The sequence below is a fragment of the Komagataeibacter xylinus genome (assembly GCF_031081985.1).
Lineage (GTDB): Bacteria > Pseudomonadota > Alphaproteobacteria > Acetobacterales > Acetobacteraceae > Komagataeibacter > Komagataeibacter xylinus_E.
The window spans coordinates 92422-109486 of the sequence record NZ_JARWSK010000005.1; the positions used below are offsets into that span (position 1 = coordinate 92422).

Consider the following 17065-nt stretch of genomic DNA (forward strand, 5'->3'; position numbering starts at 1 on the left):
GAACACCGCCTTTTTTGAAAAAAGGCGGCGCTCAAAAACTCTTATTCCTTTCCCAGCATTTTCTGCTGACTTCAGTATCCCCGCCGGGGATCGCACAGCAGGGCGGGCCGCTCGTTGCGTTCCATCTGCCCGATCACCTCCACCACGTAACGCGCCTGCGCCTCCCGCGAGGCCTCGGAGGCTACATGCGGGGTAATGGTCACGCGCTCATGCCGCCATAACGGATCATCGGGCGGTAGGGGTTCGGGCACCACCACGTCAAGCACCGCGCCACCGAGCACACCCTCATCAAGCGCGCGAAGCAGGTCAGCCTGCACGACATGGTTGCCGCGCCCGACATTGACCAGCCCCGCCCCGCGCGGCAGTTGCGCCAGCAGGGCGTAATCGATCATGCCGCGGGTCTGTGGCGTGCTGGGCAGCAGGTTGACCAGAATATCCACATCACGCAAGAAATCGGGCAGCCCCTCCGGGCCGGCAAAGGTGCGGATGCCCGGCACCACCTGCGCCGAACGCCGCCAGCCTGAAACCGCAAAGCCTATCTGCAGCAGCACGCGGCCCACATGGGCACCCAGATGCCCCATGCCCATTATGCCCACGCGGGTCTCGCTGCTGGTGCGTGTGCTGGTGCGCGGGTTGTGCCAGTGATGCGCATTTTGCTGCACTGCCCATGTCCGTGCCCCACGCAACAGGCCAAGCGTGGCCCACAGCACGTAATCAGCCATCAGCACCGCTGTCTGTTCGCCCCCCATGCGCACGAGGGGCACATGCAGCGGAAAGGCAGGGTTATCAAGCAGATGATTGACCCCTGCCCCCGTGCAGATGATGGCTCGCATGCTTCCCATGCGGGCCAGATCACCTGCCGTGGGGTTCCATACCAGCGCATAGTCATCTGCCGTGGTCTTAAACGCCGGGTCATGCCAGTCGGCAAGGGGCAGGTCGGGGGCGACATGCGCAAAGGCCGCGCGCCATGTGGCCATGGCGGCTGGTCCGTCCGCGCTGATGACAAGCCTTGGCATTTCTTCTCCCGTTATGTGTCCCGCAGCCCTTCAGCCGGTGAGCAGAGACTTACGGCGCAGAGGCATGGTCATGCAATGAATACTGCCCCCCCCCTGCGAGAACTGGTCAAGGGCCGGGTCAAGCACACGCAGCCCCTCGGCGCGCAGCATCTGGTTGATGCGCGTGCAATGGAGCGGGCTGACCACGCGCTCGCGGCCAAGGGCCAGCACGTTGCAGCCCATGTCGCGCATCGCCTCCTTGTAGCTGACCGGCAGCAGGCGGATGCCCTGGGCGCGGAACCAGTCAAGATCTTCATCGGCAATCACATCCACCACTGCTATGGCGAGGTTCTCGGCCACCATGGTGAAGATCACGTCAAGATGCAGGAAGTGCTCGGGGAAGCGGATCATGCGGCACGTCCAGCCTGCCGCCTCGAACCAGCTTATGAACTCGGCGGCTCCCGCCTCGTCCGTGCGGCCCCCGCTTACGCCCACCGCCAGCAGGCCAGGGCGGATGATATGAATGTCCCCACCTTCGATATGGCCTGCGGTGCAGGTTTTCCATATCTCGTCGGGGGCATAGAATTCATGGATCGGTGTGATCTCGGCCCTGCGCTCGGGGCGAGCAAGGCGGGTGACAACGGTGCCGAATGGCGTGGTCTGTGAACTGTCGCGGGTATAGACTTCGTAGGGCATGCCCTCATGCGGGGTCAGGTAATGGCAGGCGACCTGCTCGCCTTCCAGCGCTGCCACGAGTTCGCGGAACTGCGCTCCCAACGCGGCCTGGTCGATACGCGCGCCCCGCGCCATGCTGCTGATGGCGATGTCATTGCTTGGTATCCACGCATAATGATCAGGGGGGCAGAGCAGCACGTCAGCCAGTTCGCCTGTTTCACTGTCGATAAACCAGCGGTTTGCCACCATGATGCCTGTTATCCTGTACCGTACCGTTCAAACGTTACGATAGCGGATAAACCTGCATCTTAAAGATACCAATGATCCTGAGTTTACTTTAGCCGCAGCCAAACTATGCCCGGGTGCGCAAGGCAGGCCAGCCATGGACGGCTGCCTGCCTGCCGCGTCGGCATGGGGCGCTCAGCTATTCGCGCCAAAGGCCGGGCGGGTTGATTCAAACAGGAACCATGTGCGGCGCTCGGTCTCGTCGATCCAGTTTTCCAGCAGGCTGGCGGTTGCCACGTCATTGCCTTCGTCGCACACGGCATGGACGGCCCGCAGGCGTGCGGTCAGGGCCAGGTTATCCTCGCGCAGTTCGGCGAGCATGTCCTCGGGTGTCACATAATCGGCGTCGTTATCGGCCACTTTGGTCAGGCGCGCGATCTCGCCTACCGAATGCAGGGTATTGCCGCCAATCTTGCGCGCGCGTTCGGCCAATGGATCGGTCATGGCGAAGATCTGGCTGCTCTGCTCGTCAAGCAGCAGGTGATAGTCACGGAAGTGGCGGCCACTCATGTGCCAGTGGAAATTCTTGGTCTTGATGTAAAGCGCAAAAACATCGGCCAGAACCGCCTTCAGCCCTGCGGCGATGTCACGCACCGCCTCGTGCGCGAGGTCGGTCGGCGTGCCGAGATAGGTCCGCACATGGGCTGCACCTGCTGCAACTGCCTTGTCTGTCATCATGATCTCCGTGGTCTGTCATCGGGCCGGACACAGGCGCTGTTGCGCTTGCTGCCAGCTTCCCTGCGCCCCAACGCACGGGAGGTGGCAGGGTTCATGACTGCCGTTTTTGTGTTGCAATTGATATTCGTTTGCATTATCGGTCGGTTTACTCACGGCGTTATCAGGCAGTTTTCCCAACCGTCGATTTCCCAGCACAGAGCCGTGAAAACTCATGCGGCATCGCCACCACATTCCGGCGATGCCGCCCCTTTCCTTTCCCGCAGGGATCATGCCATGAGCGAGACAACAGGCTGCACGGCCGATTGGCACCTCGAACATTCCGCCCCCGAGCAGTTGCTGCATTATCTTGACCCCCATTATCCCTTTGCCCGGCAGGCCAATATGCTGGCCCGGCGCTTTCGGGATGTGCAGGCCCTGTGTGATGGCGGCGAGGCCACGCCCGCGCTGACCCGGCTGCGCAATGCGCTGGCGTTCCATCTGATCAAGCTGTCACGGTGGTGGCGGTTTGATTTCTGTCCGCGCGGGGTTACGGGGGTGAACAACCCGCTGTTCCTCACCTACGTCAAGAACCACGCCGAACGCAGTATTGATGACGAAACCCTGCTCGATGCATTTACCGCGCAGCGCTACATGCATGCGGGTGATGGCGGCCACATCGTCATGCTGGGGTATGATCCACTGACCGACCCCACGATTTCCATTCTCTATGGCGTGGACGGGCAGCGCGCGTTCCGCTTTGCAACCGGCTCGCATGGGGTCGAGCCGTTATGGAATGGCCAGGGCTATCCTGATTTTGCCTCAGCCTGGCTGGCGGCGCGCGCGGTGCATGCGCTCATCTTTGATGACAGCGCGGACATGCATGAATTCGAGACCGCGCAGCGCGAGCATATGTGGGCACGCGCGTGGCACCGGCAGCACTTTCACCGCAGCCGCAAGCTGCCGCTCATCCAGCTTTATGCACAGGCACAGGCGCAGCTTTCCAACTGCCAGTCGGCCTTTGGCCGCGCGGAAATGAAAACCGTGACCGACCGCCTGGCCTTTACCCTCGCACAGACCGCCTTCCAGCGCCGCATGACGGTAGCCGACCTGATTGAGGAGAGCGACATGCTGGCCATCAACCTGCGTGCCGCCAACACCATAAAGCAGCATGCGCGGGCCTATGTGGCAACGTGCATCGACCCCCTGCTGCGGCCCGAGATGGATATCCTGCTTGACCGCGTGGTCTCCTACGTGCCCCGGCGATGCCCCTGAACCCGCGATAAAAAATGCTGCCTTTTTGAAAAAAGGCAGCATCCAGCAGCTTTTATTTTACGCGATACACATTTTACTGCGCGGTATAGCCGCCATCAATGACCAGTTCGCTGCCGGTCATGAACTTTGACTCATCCGATGCCAGGAACACGATGCCGTAGGCAATGTCATCCGGCTCGCCCAGATGGCCAAGCGGGTGCAGGTCAATCAGCTTCTGCCGGGCGGCAAGCTGGTCGGGGGTCGCGGCGGTCAGGCCCTGCACCATGGGGGTCCAGATATAACCCGGATGCACGGAGTTGACGCGGATCTTGTAGCCCGACTTGGCACAGTGCAGCGCGGCTGATTTGGTGAACAGCCGCACGCCGCCCTTGCTGGCATTATAGGCGGCAAGCGTGGGGTCGCCCACCAGCCCCTCGATGGAGGACAGGTTGATGATCGACCCGCCGCCATGTGGCTTCATGGCCTCGATGGCGTAGCGCGTGCCCAGAAACACGCCATCGAGATTGACCGACTGCACGCGCCGCCACTCTTCAAGGCTGGTCTGCTCGACCGTGCCGGTATAGGCGATGCCTGCATTGTTGACCGCAATGTCCAGCCGCCCGAAACGGGCCTGCACGGCGGCCATGGCCTGCTGCCAGCTTGCCTCCTCGGTCACGTTGAGTGGTGTGAACATCGCCTCGCCACCGGCAGCTTCAATCTCGGCCACCACGGCCTCGCCTTCGGTTTCCTTGAGGTCGCCAATGACCACTTTCGCCCCCTCGCGGGCCAGAAGCTGGGCGGTGGCCCGGCCAATGCCGAGTGCGGCCCCGCTGACAAGGGCGACTTTTCCCGATACGCGTCCCATGAATACTCTCCTGCTTCCATGAACCTGCGCGCAGCCGGCTCAGACATCGAACCGCCCTGCCCGCCAGGTTTCCCCTACCCTGCCGGATCTGCCCTCACGCCTCAATGATACGCATCAGGCTCTTTTGAACATGAACAATGGCCTGAACAGCCAGCCCAAAAAGAACACCGCCCTTTTTAAAAAAAAGGGCGGCAGCCGAAAACTCTCGTCCTTTAGCCCGCTCGGGCATCATCCCTCGCCATGGGCAATGGCCATGAGCGCCTTGCCCAGTTCGGTCTTGATCATGCGTTTGGCATAGGCTTCAAGCCCCGCGGCATCAATGAACCCCATGCGGAAGGCCACCTCATGCGGCGAGCCAACGAGCAGCCCCTGCCGGGACTGGATGGTCTGCACGAACTGCCCGGCCTGCATCAGGCTGTCGGGCATGCCGGCATCAAGCCATGCACAGCCGCGGCCAAGGCGCTGCACATGCAGTTCATCCGACTGCAGGTAAAGGCGGTTCAGGTCGGTAATTTCCAGTTCGCCACGCGGCGAGGGCCTGAGGCTGCGCGCATATTCACGCACGCGACCATCATAGAAATACAGCCCCGTTACCGCCCAGTTTGATTTGGGTTCGGTGGGTTTTTCAACAATATCGATCGCATGCCCGTCCTCGGCAAAACTCACCACGCCATAACGCTCGGGGTCGCGCACCTGATAGGCAAAGACGGTGGCCCCGCTCGGCCGGGTGGCGGCGGCACGCATCTGCTTGCCCAGATGGTCGGCAAAGATCAGGTTATCGCCCAGAATAAGCCCGCACGGCGAATCATCCAGCCAGTCATCGGCAATCACAAAAGCCTGGGCAATACCATCGGGGGAAGGCTGTTCGCGGTAGGTGAAGGTCACGCCCATATCCGCGCCATCGCCAAGCAGCCTGCGGAACAGCGGCAGGTCGGCCGGGGTGGAAATGATCATGATATCGCGTATCCCCGCCAGCATGAGCGTGGAGAGCGGGTAGAAGATCATCGGCTTGTCATAGACCGGCAGCAACTGCTTGCTGACTGCCAGCGTCATGGGGTGCAGGCGCGTGCCCGACCCGCCTGCCAGAAGAATACCCTTGGTCGGCTTTGCGCTACCGTGTTCGCTCATGCTGCTGTTCCCATCTTGTCACCTGCCTGGCCAAGGCGCTTGCCATCGTAGCGGGCGGCGCGGATGCCCTCCCACCAGGCGCGGTTATCGAGGTACCACTGCACCGTGCGGCGGATACCGTGCTCAAAATCATGCTTCGCCCGCCAGTCCAGTGCCTGCTCGGCATGGGTGGGGTCGATCTCGTAACGGAAATCATGGCCCGGACGGTCATGCACATGCCGGATCAGGCGTGCGTGCGGACCCGCGAGGTCAGGGCGCAGTTCATCAAGAATGGTGCAGATCGCCTCGACCACCTGCATGTTGGTGCGGGGCTGGCGGGCGCCGATGGCGTAGGTCTCGCCGGGCTGGCCGCGCTCGACTGCGCGCACCAGCGCTTCGGCATGGTCCTCGACAAACAGCCAGTCGCGCACGTTCTGCCCGCTGCCATAAACCGGCAGTTCACGCCCTTCGATGGCGTTGATGGTCACCAGCGGGATCAGCTTTTCGGGGAAGTGCCACGGGCCGTAATTGTTCGTGGTGTTGGTGACAAAAGTCGGCAGGCCATAAGTATGGTACCATGCCCGCACCAGATGATCGGATGATGCCTTGGAGGCGGAATACGGACTGCGCGGGTCATAGGGGGTATGCTCGTTAAACGGCGGGTCACCCATCTCGAGCGCGCCAAAGACTTCATCGGTCGAGATGTGGTGGAAGCGGAAAGCCTTGCGACGGGCTTCATCCTGCTGCGCCCACCACTGCCTTGCCGCCTCGAGCAGCGTGTAGGTGCCCACGATGTTCGTGCTGACAAACGTGCCCGGCCCATCAATGGAGCGGTCCACATGGCTTTCGGCAGCAAGATGCATGACCGCATCGGGCGCAAACTGCTCGAACACCCGGTCCATGGCCTGCCGGTCGGTAATATTGGCCACCTCCAGCCGGTAACGACCGCTATCGGCGGCATCTTCCGTTGCTTTTATACTTGCGGCATAGGTCAGGGCATCCACGTTGAGGATCTCATGCGTGGTGTGCCGGACCAGATGCCGCACGACTGCCGAACCAATAAATCCGCAGCCCCCCGTTATCAGTATACGCATTGCCTACTCCTTCCCCTTGCCGTGAGCGCAGGTGCATACACCGCGCGCGACAGGCCAATTATTTCGCATGGACATGCCAGATGGAAATATTGGCAATCATATTAAAAACACCATAACTTAACGCGACAGTTAAAGGCGTTTGTATGTCATAAATATGAACAAACTTTATTCACCTGTTCAGATTTTGACCGCACGCCGGATCAGGCCATATGCCGCGCGGCCACCATGGCCTCCCGCGCATCAATGCGCTGCATGATACGCCGCCCGAGGCGCTGCGATGGGCGCTCGACCAAGTGGTAACAGACCACCCCCACCAGCAGGCACAGGCCGAATATGGCCACGACCGCCACAAGCCCTGCGGCAGGATCGAGTTGCCGCAGCCACGGCCCCATGCACCAGGCCAGAATGCCGATGATGAGGTAATGCGTGAGGTAAAACGAAAATGATATGCGCCCCAGCCACACCACTGGCGCCGAGGCCAGCAGCGTATTGACCACGCCGCGCTGGTAGGCCAGCCCAAAGACCAGCACGGTAAACCCGAACACGTCACACACCGGCAGGACCGGAAAGAACAGGGTTGCGGCAATGAACCCGACAGCTCCCAGTGTAAGGCCGGCCGCATAACGCTCCGTGCTGTCGGGTGCGAGGTGATAGACGCGGTACAGCACGACCCCGGCTGTAAAACAGAAGAACATGCGCACGGCGCCAAACGTGCCGGTGGGATTGTTATTGGCGTGGTGCGCCGCAAACAGGATCACCACCAGTGCGGCCAGACTTGCCGCGCACAGGGCCGCGGCACTGCGCACCGATGTAATGCGCATCGCCACCATGGCCAGCATGGGGAACAGGATGTAGCCCAGCACTTCCGCGCTCAACGTCCATGAGACGATATTCCACTCCCCCAGTTTCAGCACCGTCCAGCTCTGCACCAAAAGCAGCGTCTGCACGAAGCCGGGCCAGGACAGGTTATGCGTCCTGTAGGCAAAAGCAGGGTCGGTATAGGCGCGCTGCATGGCCACGTAACCTGGCGCAAACAGCACCAGCGGCACGATGGCCAGCAGCACGACCGTATTGAGTGGATAGACGCGAAAGAAACGGACAATAAAAAAGTCCCGTATCACGCGCCATGTGGGCACGCGGAACTGCGCCTCATGCACATGCATGAGAATGAAGCCCGACAGCACGAAGAACAGGTCGACGCCCCGAAAACCGTTGAACAGGAAAAGCGAGTGCAACAGCCACGGCATATGCAGGATATCGGCAGCCAGACCATAGAAATGAGTGGTGAAAACCCACAGCGCCGCAACACCACGCACTCCTGTCAGGCTGGGGATGGAACGGGCCCTGGGCATGTGATTCCCCCTTCAGAGATTGCCTGAACAACAACTCATCAACTTAAAAACCATAAAAGTTTCCGGACGCTGCCTTTTTATTTCAAATCAGGCGGCATGCCCTGAAGCCATGTGGCACAGACTTCAGCAGAAACTGACTTATGCTGGCACAATGCTTCCGGGCAGCCCGAGCAGCCCCCCGGAAGCCTCCTGCGCCCGCCTAGAAGAAGCGTTCTTCAACCGTCACGACATCACCGGGCAGCAGCACCGTCTCGCGTGAGATGCGGCCTTCATGCGCGGGGGTATCGAGGTCTTCATGGCGCACGTCGGTCGCGTGCCCCGTCACGGCGCGGTAGGTAAAGCCGCCCGCAAGGGCCACGGCAGTGAGCATGGTCATGCCCGGCTGGTAGGGATACTGGCCGGGATGATTGACCTCGCCGAGGATGTAGATCGGCCTGTACTGCGCAATCTCGACCGAAACGCTGGGCTGGTACAGAATGCCCTTCTTTTCCAGATCGGCAGCAATACGCTGCGCCAGCGCCCCCGGTGCCGAGCCCGCCGCCGGCACGACGCCGAGCAGCGGAAAGTCGATATTGCCGTTGTCACTGACCGTAAAGGTATTGCTCAACTGCGGGTCATTATAGGTGATGACCCGCACTTGGTCGCCCGGCCCAAGGTGATAGGCCCGGCCATCCACCGGGGCAAAGGACTGTTCGCGCCCCGATGCGCATGAGCCTAGCGCCAGCAGGGCCGTGGCACCGATTGCGTGCAGTATTCCAGGCCGACACGTTTTCCGTATCATTGCAAACATGGCCACTCCCAAATCATTCAATGCTGTTTTTCTTCTTTCCGGGGGTGGGGCCATGTGGCCCCTTAGCCGGAGATGGAAAAACCCAATAGTACCGTATTGCTCGTAAACGTCGAAAGACGCCCCGGGATGTTCAGGTAATTCACGTTTCCGCCGGATGTGGCGTTATTGACATAGTTATAGGTAAGTGAGGCACGCACATGGCGATCGATGTTCCAGAACACCGTTCCGCCAAAATGAATCTGTTTTTGCAGGCGGCTGCCCTCGAGGCTCGCCACGGCCGAGCCCTCCGCCTGCTGGCCGGACTGCGAGCTGCTCTCGCCAAACTCGCCATAGGCGCGCACGAACACGTTATGCCGCAGTTCATGATCCCATTGCAGCCGTACGTCGGTAATGACCTGGTTGCGGGCAAAGGGGGTTTCGGGGTCGCTGATATGGCGGGCCGCGGTCAGGGTCACGGTATCGATACGGCGCGGCATCCACGCCACGTTGGCCTCGAACGTAGGCGTGCTGACCGAGGGGCTGTAGCCATTCTTGAAACTGCGCGTCTCGCCACCCACAAGCAGCCGGTACTGCCATACCTGCCCACGGCGGAAGTCAACGCCCACAAATCCCGCCCCATCGGCGTAATTGTTGGTCGAGGCCTGAACCGCCTGGTCGAACTGCGCGGCTGACCCGCGCAGCACGGCGACAAGCGCATCCCCGCGCGAGAATTCGTAGCGCGAGGTCAGCGATCCGGTCTCGACCTTATGGCTGATTGAATCATAATCAATCGAAATCGGCCCCGGCGCCGTGCCGAACGAGAAATCCTGATAGTCGAATGCCGGGATCAGGCTGAAGCGCCCAAACACCTTGGTATAGCTTAACCGCCCGTCATTGACCTGGTAGGGCACGGGATAGACCACCCCGTACACACCCAGATTGGTGGCCGAAAGGTGGTACTGATAGTGCGAGAACGCAGCGCTGAGCGTGTCATGGCCCAGGTTGAGCGAGCCGCCAATGCTACCATGCCAGTTGGTGTAGCTGGCAATGGACTGGGTGGGATAGCGGTGGTCATCCATCCCCACCGAGGCCCCGAGTGCATGCCGCCGCCAGCGTGAACTGGCACTGACATTGGCCGAGGTCTGCACCGCCGGGCTGCCGGAGCCGGGAATGCCCAGCGTATTGGTGTTGTAACCCACGTTTTCTGAAGCGCTTGGCCTGAGCAGCCAGCTCCCCATGCCAATCCCGTCGCTCTGCTGGCCCATCATCTGGTGGGTCACGACCGAGCCGGTCAGGTCGGTGGAATAACCCGGCACATCGGAGGGAAAAAGCTGCTGGATCAACTGGGCATGGGCCGCCTGCGCATGCAGCCCCACACCCAGTGCCACCATGCTGCCCACCGACCCATACCGCAGGCCACGCCGCACCCTGCCGCGACCACGCAACCGCACTACCTTCATACCCTGCCCTAACCTAACCTGTAATCGTAACGCGGGGCTTGCCCCCCGCGCGTGGGACCAACCGGTGCACCATGTCATGCAGCCCCGGGTCCAGCCGGTAGGCGGCAAACGCCATTGCCAGCCCCACCACCGCCGCGGCTCCAGCCGAGACCAGCAGGGTCATAGGAACAAGCAGACTCACAATCAATGCCCCTGTCATAATCATCATACCTGGCACAAGGCGCCAAGTCTGCCGTGACAGGCAATCCGACAACAGGTAAAGCGCAACTAAATTAATCGTGACCCGCAGGGTCCATGCCGCCGCAGCGCCCGGCAGCCCCCACCATTTGATGAACAGCCACAGCACGCAAAAGAACGGCAGGATCTCGACCATCGACACCTTGGCCGTGATATGCGGCCGCCCCTGCCCCTGCAAAAGCCCGTATGGCAGGAAGGCAATGCCGTTGGTCCAGGCACCAAACATCAGGATCTCGGCCACCGGGCGCGACACATCGGCAAAGTTGCCGCCCACCCACATGTGCAGGAACGCACCCGAAAATACGATGCCCGGCGCGCAGATCAGCCCGAAGCCATAGGTCAGCGACGACGTGGCCCGGCGCGTCAGGTCCACCGCCTCGCCACGCTCGGCGCGTGACAGGCGCGGGAACAGCGTGCGGGCCAGGGCGGTCGCCACAACCTGCGAACGCATGGCCAGGTTCATCGGCACGGTGTACTGCCCGACCGATGTCACCCCCAGCGTCGCACCGATGATAAGCTGGTTGGACGTATCAAGCAGCGGGTTGATCAGGCTCGATATGCTGACCCACGAGCCGTAGCCCAGCAGGCGCTTGAGCCATGTCACGTCAAAGTCGAGCGGGCGGATGGGCCATTCCAGCGCCATGACAACGCAGTAGGACAGCATGATCATGCCCAGCCGCGACAGCACGATGGAAGGCAGCACAACCGTAAGCTGTGGCCCCCATATATGGATGCAGATCAGCGGAATGATCTGCCCCGCCATGGTGGTGGAGGAATTGAGCATGTTGGAGAGCAGGAAGCGCTCGCGCGATTCCATCGCCCCCGTGGCCACGCCGTTGATCATGCCCAGCGGCAGCATCACCGCCATCCATGGATAGGCATGCCGCGTCTCGGCCATCAGGTCGGGCGGTATGCGCACGAAATGCAGCAGCACCATGTCGCCAATGGGGTACAGGATCAGCCCGCCCAGCGCGCCAAGGCCAAGATTGCTGTAAAACGCGGTCATGAGCACGGGCGAGCGCTCGCGTGAGGTCGCATGCCCCAACTGCGCCAGCGCATTGGCCGAGGCGCGTGACAGCCCGAAATCAAGAAACCCCAGATACCCCAGCAAAATCCATGAAATGGCAACAATGCCGTACCGGTCCGTGCCGATCAGGTGCAGGTAGAACGGCACCGTGCCCAGCGAGACGATAATGGGGAAGATGGAGCCAAAGACATTGAACAGGAAATTGGTGGAAAACTTGTTCCTGGCCATCACTCCGCCCCTGCCGCGGCCATGTTGGCTTCGGGCAGAGCGCGCCCGAGCACCTGCTGGTAAAGCCGCGCATATTCATGCGCCACGCTGTGCCAGTCATAACGGCTGGCCACGTCCATGTTGCGCGCGCGCAGGGCGTCCGCCGTCTCGGGCAGGGCGGCGGCCATGTCCTCGGCCTCGCGCGCGCCGGGGGCAAGGTTGTCGGGGTTCACCATCACCCCCGCCGCACCCTGCTGCATGAGCCGCGCGAAGGGCGTGATGTTGCTCAGGATGGGCACAAGCCCCGCCGACATCGCCTCCACCGCCGCAAGGCCAAAGCCTTCATGCGCGGACAGGCAGCCAAAGAAGCTGGCCTCCCCCATCAGCCCGCGCAGTTCGGCATCTGACGGGCCGGACACGATGCGCAGGCTGTCCTCTATGCCACAGGCGCGGGCCTGCGCGCGCAGGTCATCGGCCGTGAGGTTGGAATCCTGTCCCGCCACGATGATGTTCCAGCCGGAGTTATAGGCCCGCAGCAGGGCCACAAGCTGGAACAGGAGCTTGAGGCGCTTGTGCACCGCAAAGCGGCCAAAGGCGAGGATGGTACGGTTGGGCGTGCGCGATGCCGCATCACGGAAGCGGGTCTGGTTGATGCCGTTCTCGATGGTGATCAGGCGGCCTGCCGCCACATGACGGAACAGGTCGGCATCGCTGTAGCTGCACGCCACGATCTTTTTATACGCCCGCACCGAGATGGGGGTGATGGTGCGGAACCAGATCTCCTTGATGCGCCTGAGCGCGCCGGTGTGAAAAAAGCCGCCATGGGTCGAGGCGATCATGGTCTTGCGGTGCAGCGGCCATGTCCAGGCCAGAAAGTCGAAAAAGAAGTCGATCGCGTGCACATGCAGCAGGTCAAACCCGCCAATATGCCGCAGCACCTGCGGCGCCAGCGGGTATTTGGTCGAACCCCGCCATGCCAGCCGGGTGACGGGTATGCCATCGACCACATCGCGGTGCGGCAACTTGCCGGGGCGGCCGAACACGGTGTCGAGCGTCAGTACCTCGGCGTCGATACCCAGCCGCTGGCGCTGGCTGCGGGCAAGGTTGAGCAGGGAGTCTTCCAGCCCACCGACAGAAGGGCTGAACTGGCGGCAGATATGCAGGACTTTCAATGTTTCATCCCCCCGTTTCTTACTGTTCATCAAAACGGCTCAGGATCCTGATATCCCTGTTGCCGTAACTGTAGCCCATCACGTCCATCGCATTATCCTCCACCATGGTGGCCACCACGCCGGCGAGGTGCGCGCCACAGGCTTCAAGCCGCTCCAGGCAGGCCATGACGGCACGCTGGGCCGTGCTCTTCCACCGGCACACGAAAATCACCTGATCGGCCATGTTCGCATGCACCAGCGCATCGCTCAGACCCAGCAGCGGCGGGCAGTCGATGATGATGAGTTCATAGGACTGCTTGAGTTCGACCAGCATCGCGCGCAGGCGGCGGATCTCGACGGGGCTGAAGGCGTGCTCGATGGTCCGGCCCGCCGGGATGTAGTCAAACCCGGCCTCGGGGTCGGTGCGGATGACATCAGCCACCCGCACGCCACTTGTCACAAGGTCGCTCATGCCCAGCGAGGGGCGGCCCGTGGTGCCATCGGTCAGGTAATGGTCGAGCATGCCGCGCCGGTGGTCGGCATCGATCACCAGCACTTTCTGCCCGCCACGCCGTGCAACGGCGGCCATCCACAGCGCCAGCGTGCTCTTGCCTTCCTCCGGTCCGGCGGAGGTAATGGCAAGGCACAGCGGCTGGCCACCTTCATGCACCCGCATGGAAAGCTGCATGACCAGGCTGCGCACCGCCTCGGTCGCGCGGGAATAGGGGTGGTCGAGCACATGGCGGCGCACGGTCTGCTCGCTGCGCCCGCCCACCTTGGGCACCACGGCCAGCAGCGGCAGCGGAATGGCAGCGCGCAGGCGCTCGATCTCGGTAAAGCCCGCCGTGAAGTAATCGCGCAGCAGCACCGCACCCGCACCGGCGGCAAGGGCTACTGCAATCAGGCCAATGCCAAGCTTCTTGCGGTTGGGGAAGCTGGGCACATCCGGTGCCGAGGCATGTGACACCATGGCGATGGGCGGTTGCAGCAGGGCGGCGCGGTCCACCACTTCCTTGGCGTGCTCGAGGAAGGTTTCATACACCGTGCGCGCGCTCTGCGCCTCCTGGTCGAGCGTGCGGTATTCCGCCTGCGGGCCGCTCTGCCCGCCTGCCTTCTGGCGCAGAAGGTCGAGGTTTTCATTCAGGCGGTCCACCTCGGCGCGGGCGGAGATCTGGTCCTCGCGGATGGTGTTCAACGCAGCCTGCGTCTCGGCGGCAAGGCTTGCCTTTGTGGTCGCGATCTGCTGGTCAAGCGCGCGCAGGCGGGGGTGCTGGGGGCCGTAGGTGGCCGCCTCCTCCTGGCGCGTGCTTTCAAGCTGCATGAGCGAATTGGCCGTGGCCACCAGGATCGGCTCCTGCGACAGGGCGACGGCGGCGCGCGCATCGCCCCGGGCGGCTGCATCCTTCAGGGCATCGGCGCGGGCCTGGGCTGCGGCAAGGCGGCCCTGCGCCTGGCTGAGGTTGGAGGCCGTATCGGCAATCTGGCGCTCGATCAGCGGGCTGGAGGTGCTGCCCTCGTTCGTGTTGGTCAGGCCGTGAGCGTTATCAAAGGCATTGGCCTTCTGCACCGCATCAAGCCAGCGCTGGCGCAGGGCGGCGGTGCGGCTGTCGAGCCACGCGGCCACGCGGTTGATGTCCGCCGTCTGGCGGGCAAGGGCAATGCGCTGGTAATTGGTCACCACCGCATCGGCCAGCGCTGCGGCGCGCGCCGGGTCGCCATCAACCACGCTGATGTCAAGGATCTGGGTGCGCGGCTCGGGTGTGATGGTCAGGTTGTTGAGGAAGGCGTCCTCCTCATGCATGCGCTGCACCTGCGGGTCCACCGGTTTTGCCACATGGCACATGAAACCCAGCCCCATGTGGCACAGCCGGTCACGCAGGCCGACATGGGCAGGCTGGGCGGGGGGCGGAAGCTGCGCCAGCACGGCAGCAGCCACATCGCGCGAATGGATCATCGCAGCCTCGGTCGAGACCAGTTCATCATCCGGCGGCGCCTGGTTCTGCTGCTGGCCGTTGGGCGCAAGCGGGTCCTGCTGCGCGTGGCCCGCCACCACAACCGTGGCCGTGGCCGTGTAGCGCGGCTTGAGCGAGAGCGTAATCGCGCCCCCTGCCCCCACCACGCCAAGCACGGTCAGGGCAAACAGCATCCGGTGCCGCAGGAAGGCGCGGCATGTCTGGCGAATGACGAGGCCGACATCCTGTGCGGTCCATGACATTGAAGGGTTCCGTCCCTGTATGGAAACATAATTCATGCTGTTTACCCGGCGAGTTTCCGTGAGAGGGGGGAGGCTGCCCGCAGGCGGAGCCTGCGCTGCAGGTAGACGAGGACATAGAAGCCGAACACCGGCAGCCCCAGTACGTAGCGCCGCCACAGCCTGCGCGGCTCGCGCATCAGGCGCACCAGCCACTCCAGCCCCATATTGGCCACCCATCGCGGCGGCCTGCGCACCCGGCCCGCCGCGTGGTCAACCAGCGCGCCCGCCGTGATGAACACGCCGGTGGGCAGGTGGTCGATATTGTCACGCAGCCAGATTTCCTGCCGGGGCATGCCCATGGTCAGCAGGATGATGTCGGGCTTTGTCGCCAGCAGGCGCTCGAGCAGTTGCGTGGACTCACGCGAGCCGGGTGTCAGATCAAAAAAACCATGCTGCGTGCCTGCCGTGCGCACGCCATAGCGTGCCGAGAAGGCCTGCGCCGCCGCATCGACCACGCCCGGCTGCCCCCCGATCCAGAACACCGAAGCCTCGGGGCCAAGGCGCTCGAGCACCGGGCCGATCCATTCCGGCGGCGTGGTGCGGGGCAGCGAGCGACCAGTCAGCACGCGGGCGGCAAGCTGCACGCCCGCGCCATCGCAGAACGCGATATCCGCCCGGCGGAACAGCCCGCGCAGCCACGGATGTTTTTGGGATTCGACCGCCATATGGGCATTGGCGTTGACGATGGCCATTTTCCGCCCGCCCTTTACGGCATCGATCACGCGCGTGACAATTTCACCGCGCGTGATGTCATGCAGGGGCAGGCCCATGACATCGACAATGGCATCATCCAGTTTTATTTCCGTATTTGCGTTCATTTTGAATACACCGTTCATCATTATTGCAGTTCAGGAATTCAGAACGCATTCCGTGAGAAAATCTCGCGCTTGATGGTCAGGAAGATGATTTTCATATCCAGCCAGATCGACCAGGCGCGTATGTATTCCAGGTCCAGCACCACGCGGCGGCGCAGGTCCTCGCGCGTGACGAGTTCGCCGCGCGAGCCGTTGATCTGCGCCCAGCCGGTAATGCCGGGCTGCACGCGGTGGCGGGCCACGTATTCTTCCATCGCCTCATGCAAGAGCTGCCCGCCCGCGCGGGTCTGGGGCGCATGCGGGCGGGGGCCGACGAGCGACATCTCGCCACGCAGCACGTTAAAAAGCTGGGGCAGTTCATCAATGCTCAGCCGCCGGATCACACGCCCCACGCGCGTCACACGCGGGTCGGTGCGCGAGGTCTGGCGGGCAGCGCCACTATCGGCCATGTCGGTATACATGGAGCGGAACTTGAACACGTTGAAATAACGGTTATTGAAGCCCTGGCGCGGCTGGCAGAACAGCACCGGCCCGCGGGAGTCCAGCTTGATGGCCAGCGCCACGAGCGCAAGGACGGGGGCGATCGCAATCAGGATCAGCACGCTGGCGCTCAGGTCAAACGCACGCTTTTCCAGCATGTCCCATTCGCTCAGGGGGCGCCGCTGCAGGACCGTGAGCGAAAATGGCCCGAAGCGCTCGACGGGCCAGAAGTGACAGTCCTCCGTCATGAGCGTGGGCACGACATACACATCGGCCAGCACGCCGCGCAGCCGCCACAGCACGTCCATCACATGCTGCTGCCCTCCCTCGGCGGGGGGGGAAGCTCATGATGACGGCATCAATGCCATCCTCGCGCCCGCGCTG

At 62.6% G+C, this 17065-nt stretch carries 16 protein-coding genes; 1 reads left to right on the plus strand and 15 read right to left on the minus strand.

Annotated features, from left to right (window positions below; all coding sequences use genetic code 11):
• Positions 1-71: 71 nt before the first annotated feature.
• The 3 genes from QEG70_RS10795 to QEG70_RS10805 form a co-directional block, all read right to left on the minus strand.
• Entirely contained in the window at positions 72-1016 is a 945-nt protein-coding gene (locus tag QEG70_RS10795) for a 2-hydroxyacid dehydrogenase (protein ID WP_308720663.1), read from the minus strand.
• A 30-nt stretch (positions 1017-1046) separates the two neighbouring features.
• A complete protein-coding gene (locus tag QEG70_RS10800; RefSeq protein WP_308720664.1) occupies positions 1047-1919 on the minus strand; it encodes a dimethylarginine dimethylaminohydrolase family protein in 873 nt (290 codons plus the stop codon).
• A 171-nt stretch (positions 1920-2090) separates the two neighbouring features.
• A complete protein-coding gene (locus tag QEG70_RS10805) occupies positions 2091-2633 on the minus strand; it encodes a Dps family protein (RefSeq protein WP_308720665.1) in 543 nt (180 codons plus the stop codon).
• Between the two features lie 273 nt (positions 2634-2906).
• Here QEG70_RS10805 and QEG70_RS10810 point away from each other — a divergent pair, with 273 nt between their 5' ends.
• Positions 2907-3884, plus strand: coding sequence for a hypothetical protein (locus QEG70_RS10810; RefSeq protein ID WP_308720666.1), 978 nt, complete (start codon positions 2907-2909; stop codon positions 3882-3884).
• A 73-nt stretch (positions 3885-3957) separates the two neighbouring features.
• On the opposite strand, the gene QEG70_RS10815 is transcribed toward QEG70_RS10810, so the two are convergent.
• The 12 genes from QEG70_RS10815 to QEG70_RS10870 all read right to left on the minus strand — a co-directional run bounded on the left by QEG70_RS10815 (position 3958) and on the right by QEG70_RS10870 (position 16989).
• Positions 3958-4728 carry an SDR family oxidoreductase gene (locus tag QEG70_RS10815; protein ID WP_308720667.1) on the minus strand — a complete coding sequence of 257 codons (771 nt, stop codon included), beginning with the start codon at positions 4726-4728 and terminating at the stop codon, positions 3958-3960.
• 94 nt (positions 4729-4822) lie between these two features.
• Positions 4823-4960, minus strand: a complete 138-nt coding sequence (locus QEG70_RS10820) for a hypothetical protein (protein ID WP_308720668.1) — start codon at positions 4958-4960, stop codon at positions 4823-4825.
• Complete coding sequence (gene rfbA / locus QEG70_RS10825) at positions 4957-5856, minus strand: glucose-1-phosphate thymidylyltransferase RfbA (RefSeq protein WP_308720669.1); 900 nt, start codon at positions 5854-5856, stop codon at positions 4957-4959. Before rfbA ends, QEG70_RS10820 begins: the two co-directional genes overlap by 4 nt.
• Positions 5853-6929, minus strand: coding sequence for a dTDP-glucose 4,6-dehydratase (gene rfbB / locus QEG70_RS10830; RefSeq protein WP_308720670.1), 1077 nt, complete (start codon positions 6927-6929; stop codon positions 5853-5855). Before rfbB ends, rfbA begins: the two co-directional genes overlap by 4 nt.
• Before the next feature lie 200 nt (positions 6930-7129).
• Positions 7130-8281 (minus strand): acyltransferase family protein, encoded by a 1152-nt coding sequence (locus QEG70_RS10835; RefSeq protein WP_308720671.1) that lies wholly within the window; start codon positions 8279-8281, stop codon positions 7130-7132.
• A 199-nt stretch (positions 8282-8480) separates the two neighbouring features.
• Positions 8481-9071, minus strand: coding sequence for a polysaccharide biosynthesis/export family protein (locus QEG70_RS10840; RefSeq protein WP_308720672.1), 591 nt, complete (start codon positions 9069-9071; stop codon positions 8481-8483).
• Positions 9072-9133: 62 nt separating this feature from the next.
• A complete protein-coding gene (locus QEG70_RS10845; protein ID WP_308720673.1) occupies positions 9134-10510 on the minus strand; it encodes an outer membrane beta-barrel protein in 1377 nt (458 codons plus the stop codon).
• Positions 10511-10523: 13 nt separating this feature from the next.
• Complete coding sequence (locus tag QEG70_RS10850) at positions 10524-12002, minus strand: flippase (RefSeq protein WP_308720674.1); 1479 nt, start codon at positions 12000-12002, stop codon at positions 10524-10526.
• The gene (locus QEG70_RS10855) at positions 12002-13153 is read right to left on the minus strand and encodes a glycosyltransferase family 4 protein (protein WP_308720850.1); all 1152 of its coding nucleotides are present in this window, start codon (positions 13151-13153) and stop codon (positions 12002-12004) included. Before QEG70_RS10855 ends, QEG70_RS10850 begins: the two co-directional genes overlap by 1 nt.
• Before the next feature lie 19 nt (positions 13154-13172).
• Positions 13173-15347, minus strand: a complete 2175-nt coding sequence (locus QEG70_RS10860; RefSeq protein WP_308720675.1) for a GumC family protein — start codon at positions 15345-15347, stop codon at positions 13173-13175.
• Positions 15348-15388: 41 nt separating this feature from the next.
• Complete coding sequence (locus tag QEG70_RS10865) at positions 15389-16204, minus strand: WecB/TagA/CpsF family glycosyltransferase (RefSeq protein ID WP_308720676.1); 816 nt, start codon at positions 16202-16204, stop codon at positions 15389-15391.
• A 38-nt stretch (positions 16205-16242) separates the two neighbouring features.
• On the minus strand, positions 16243-16989 hold the full coding sequence (locus QEG70_RS10870) for an exopolysaccharide biosynthesis polyprenyl glycosylphosphotransferase (RefSeq protein ID WP_308720851.1): 747 nt from the start codon (positions 16987-16989) through the stop codon (positions 16243-16245).
• Positions 16990-17065 lie beyond the last annotated feature (76 nt).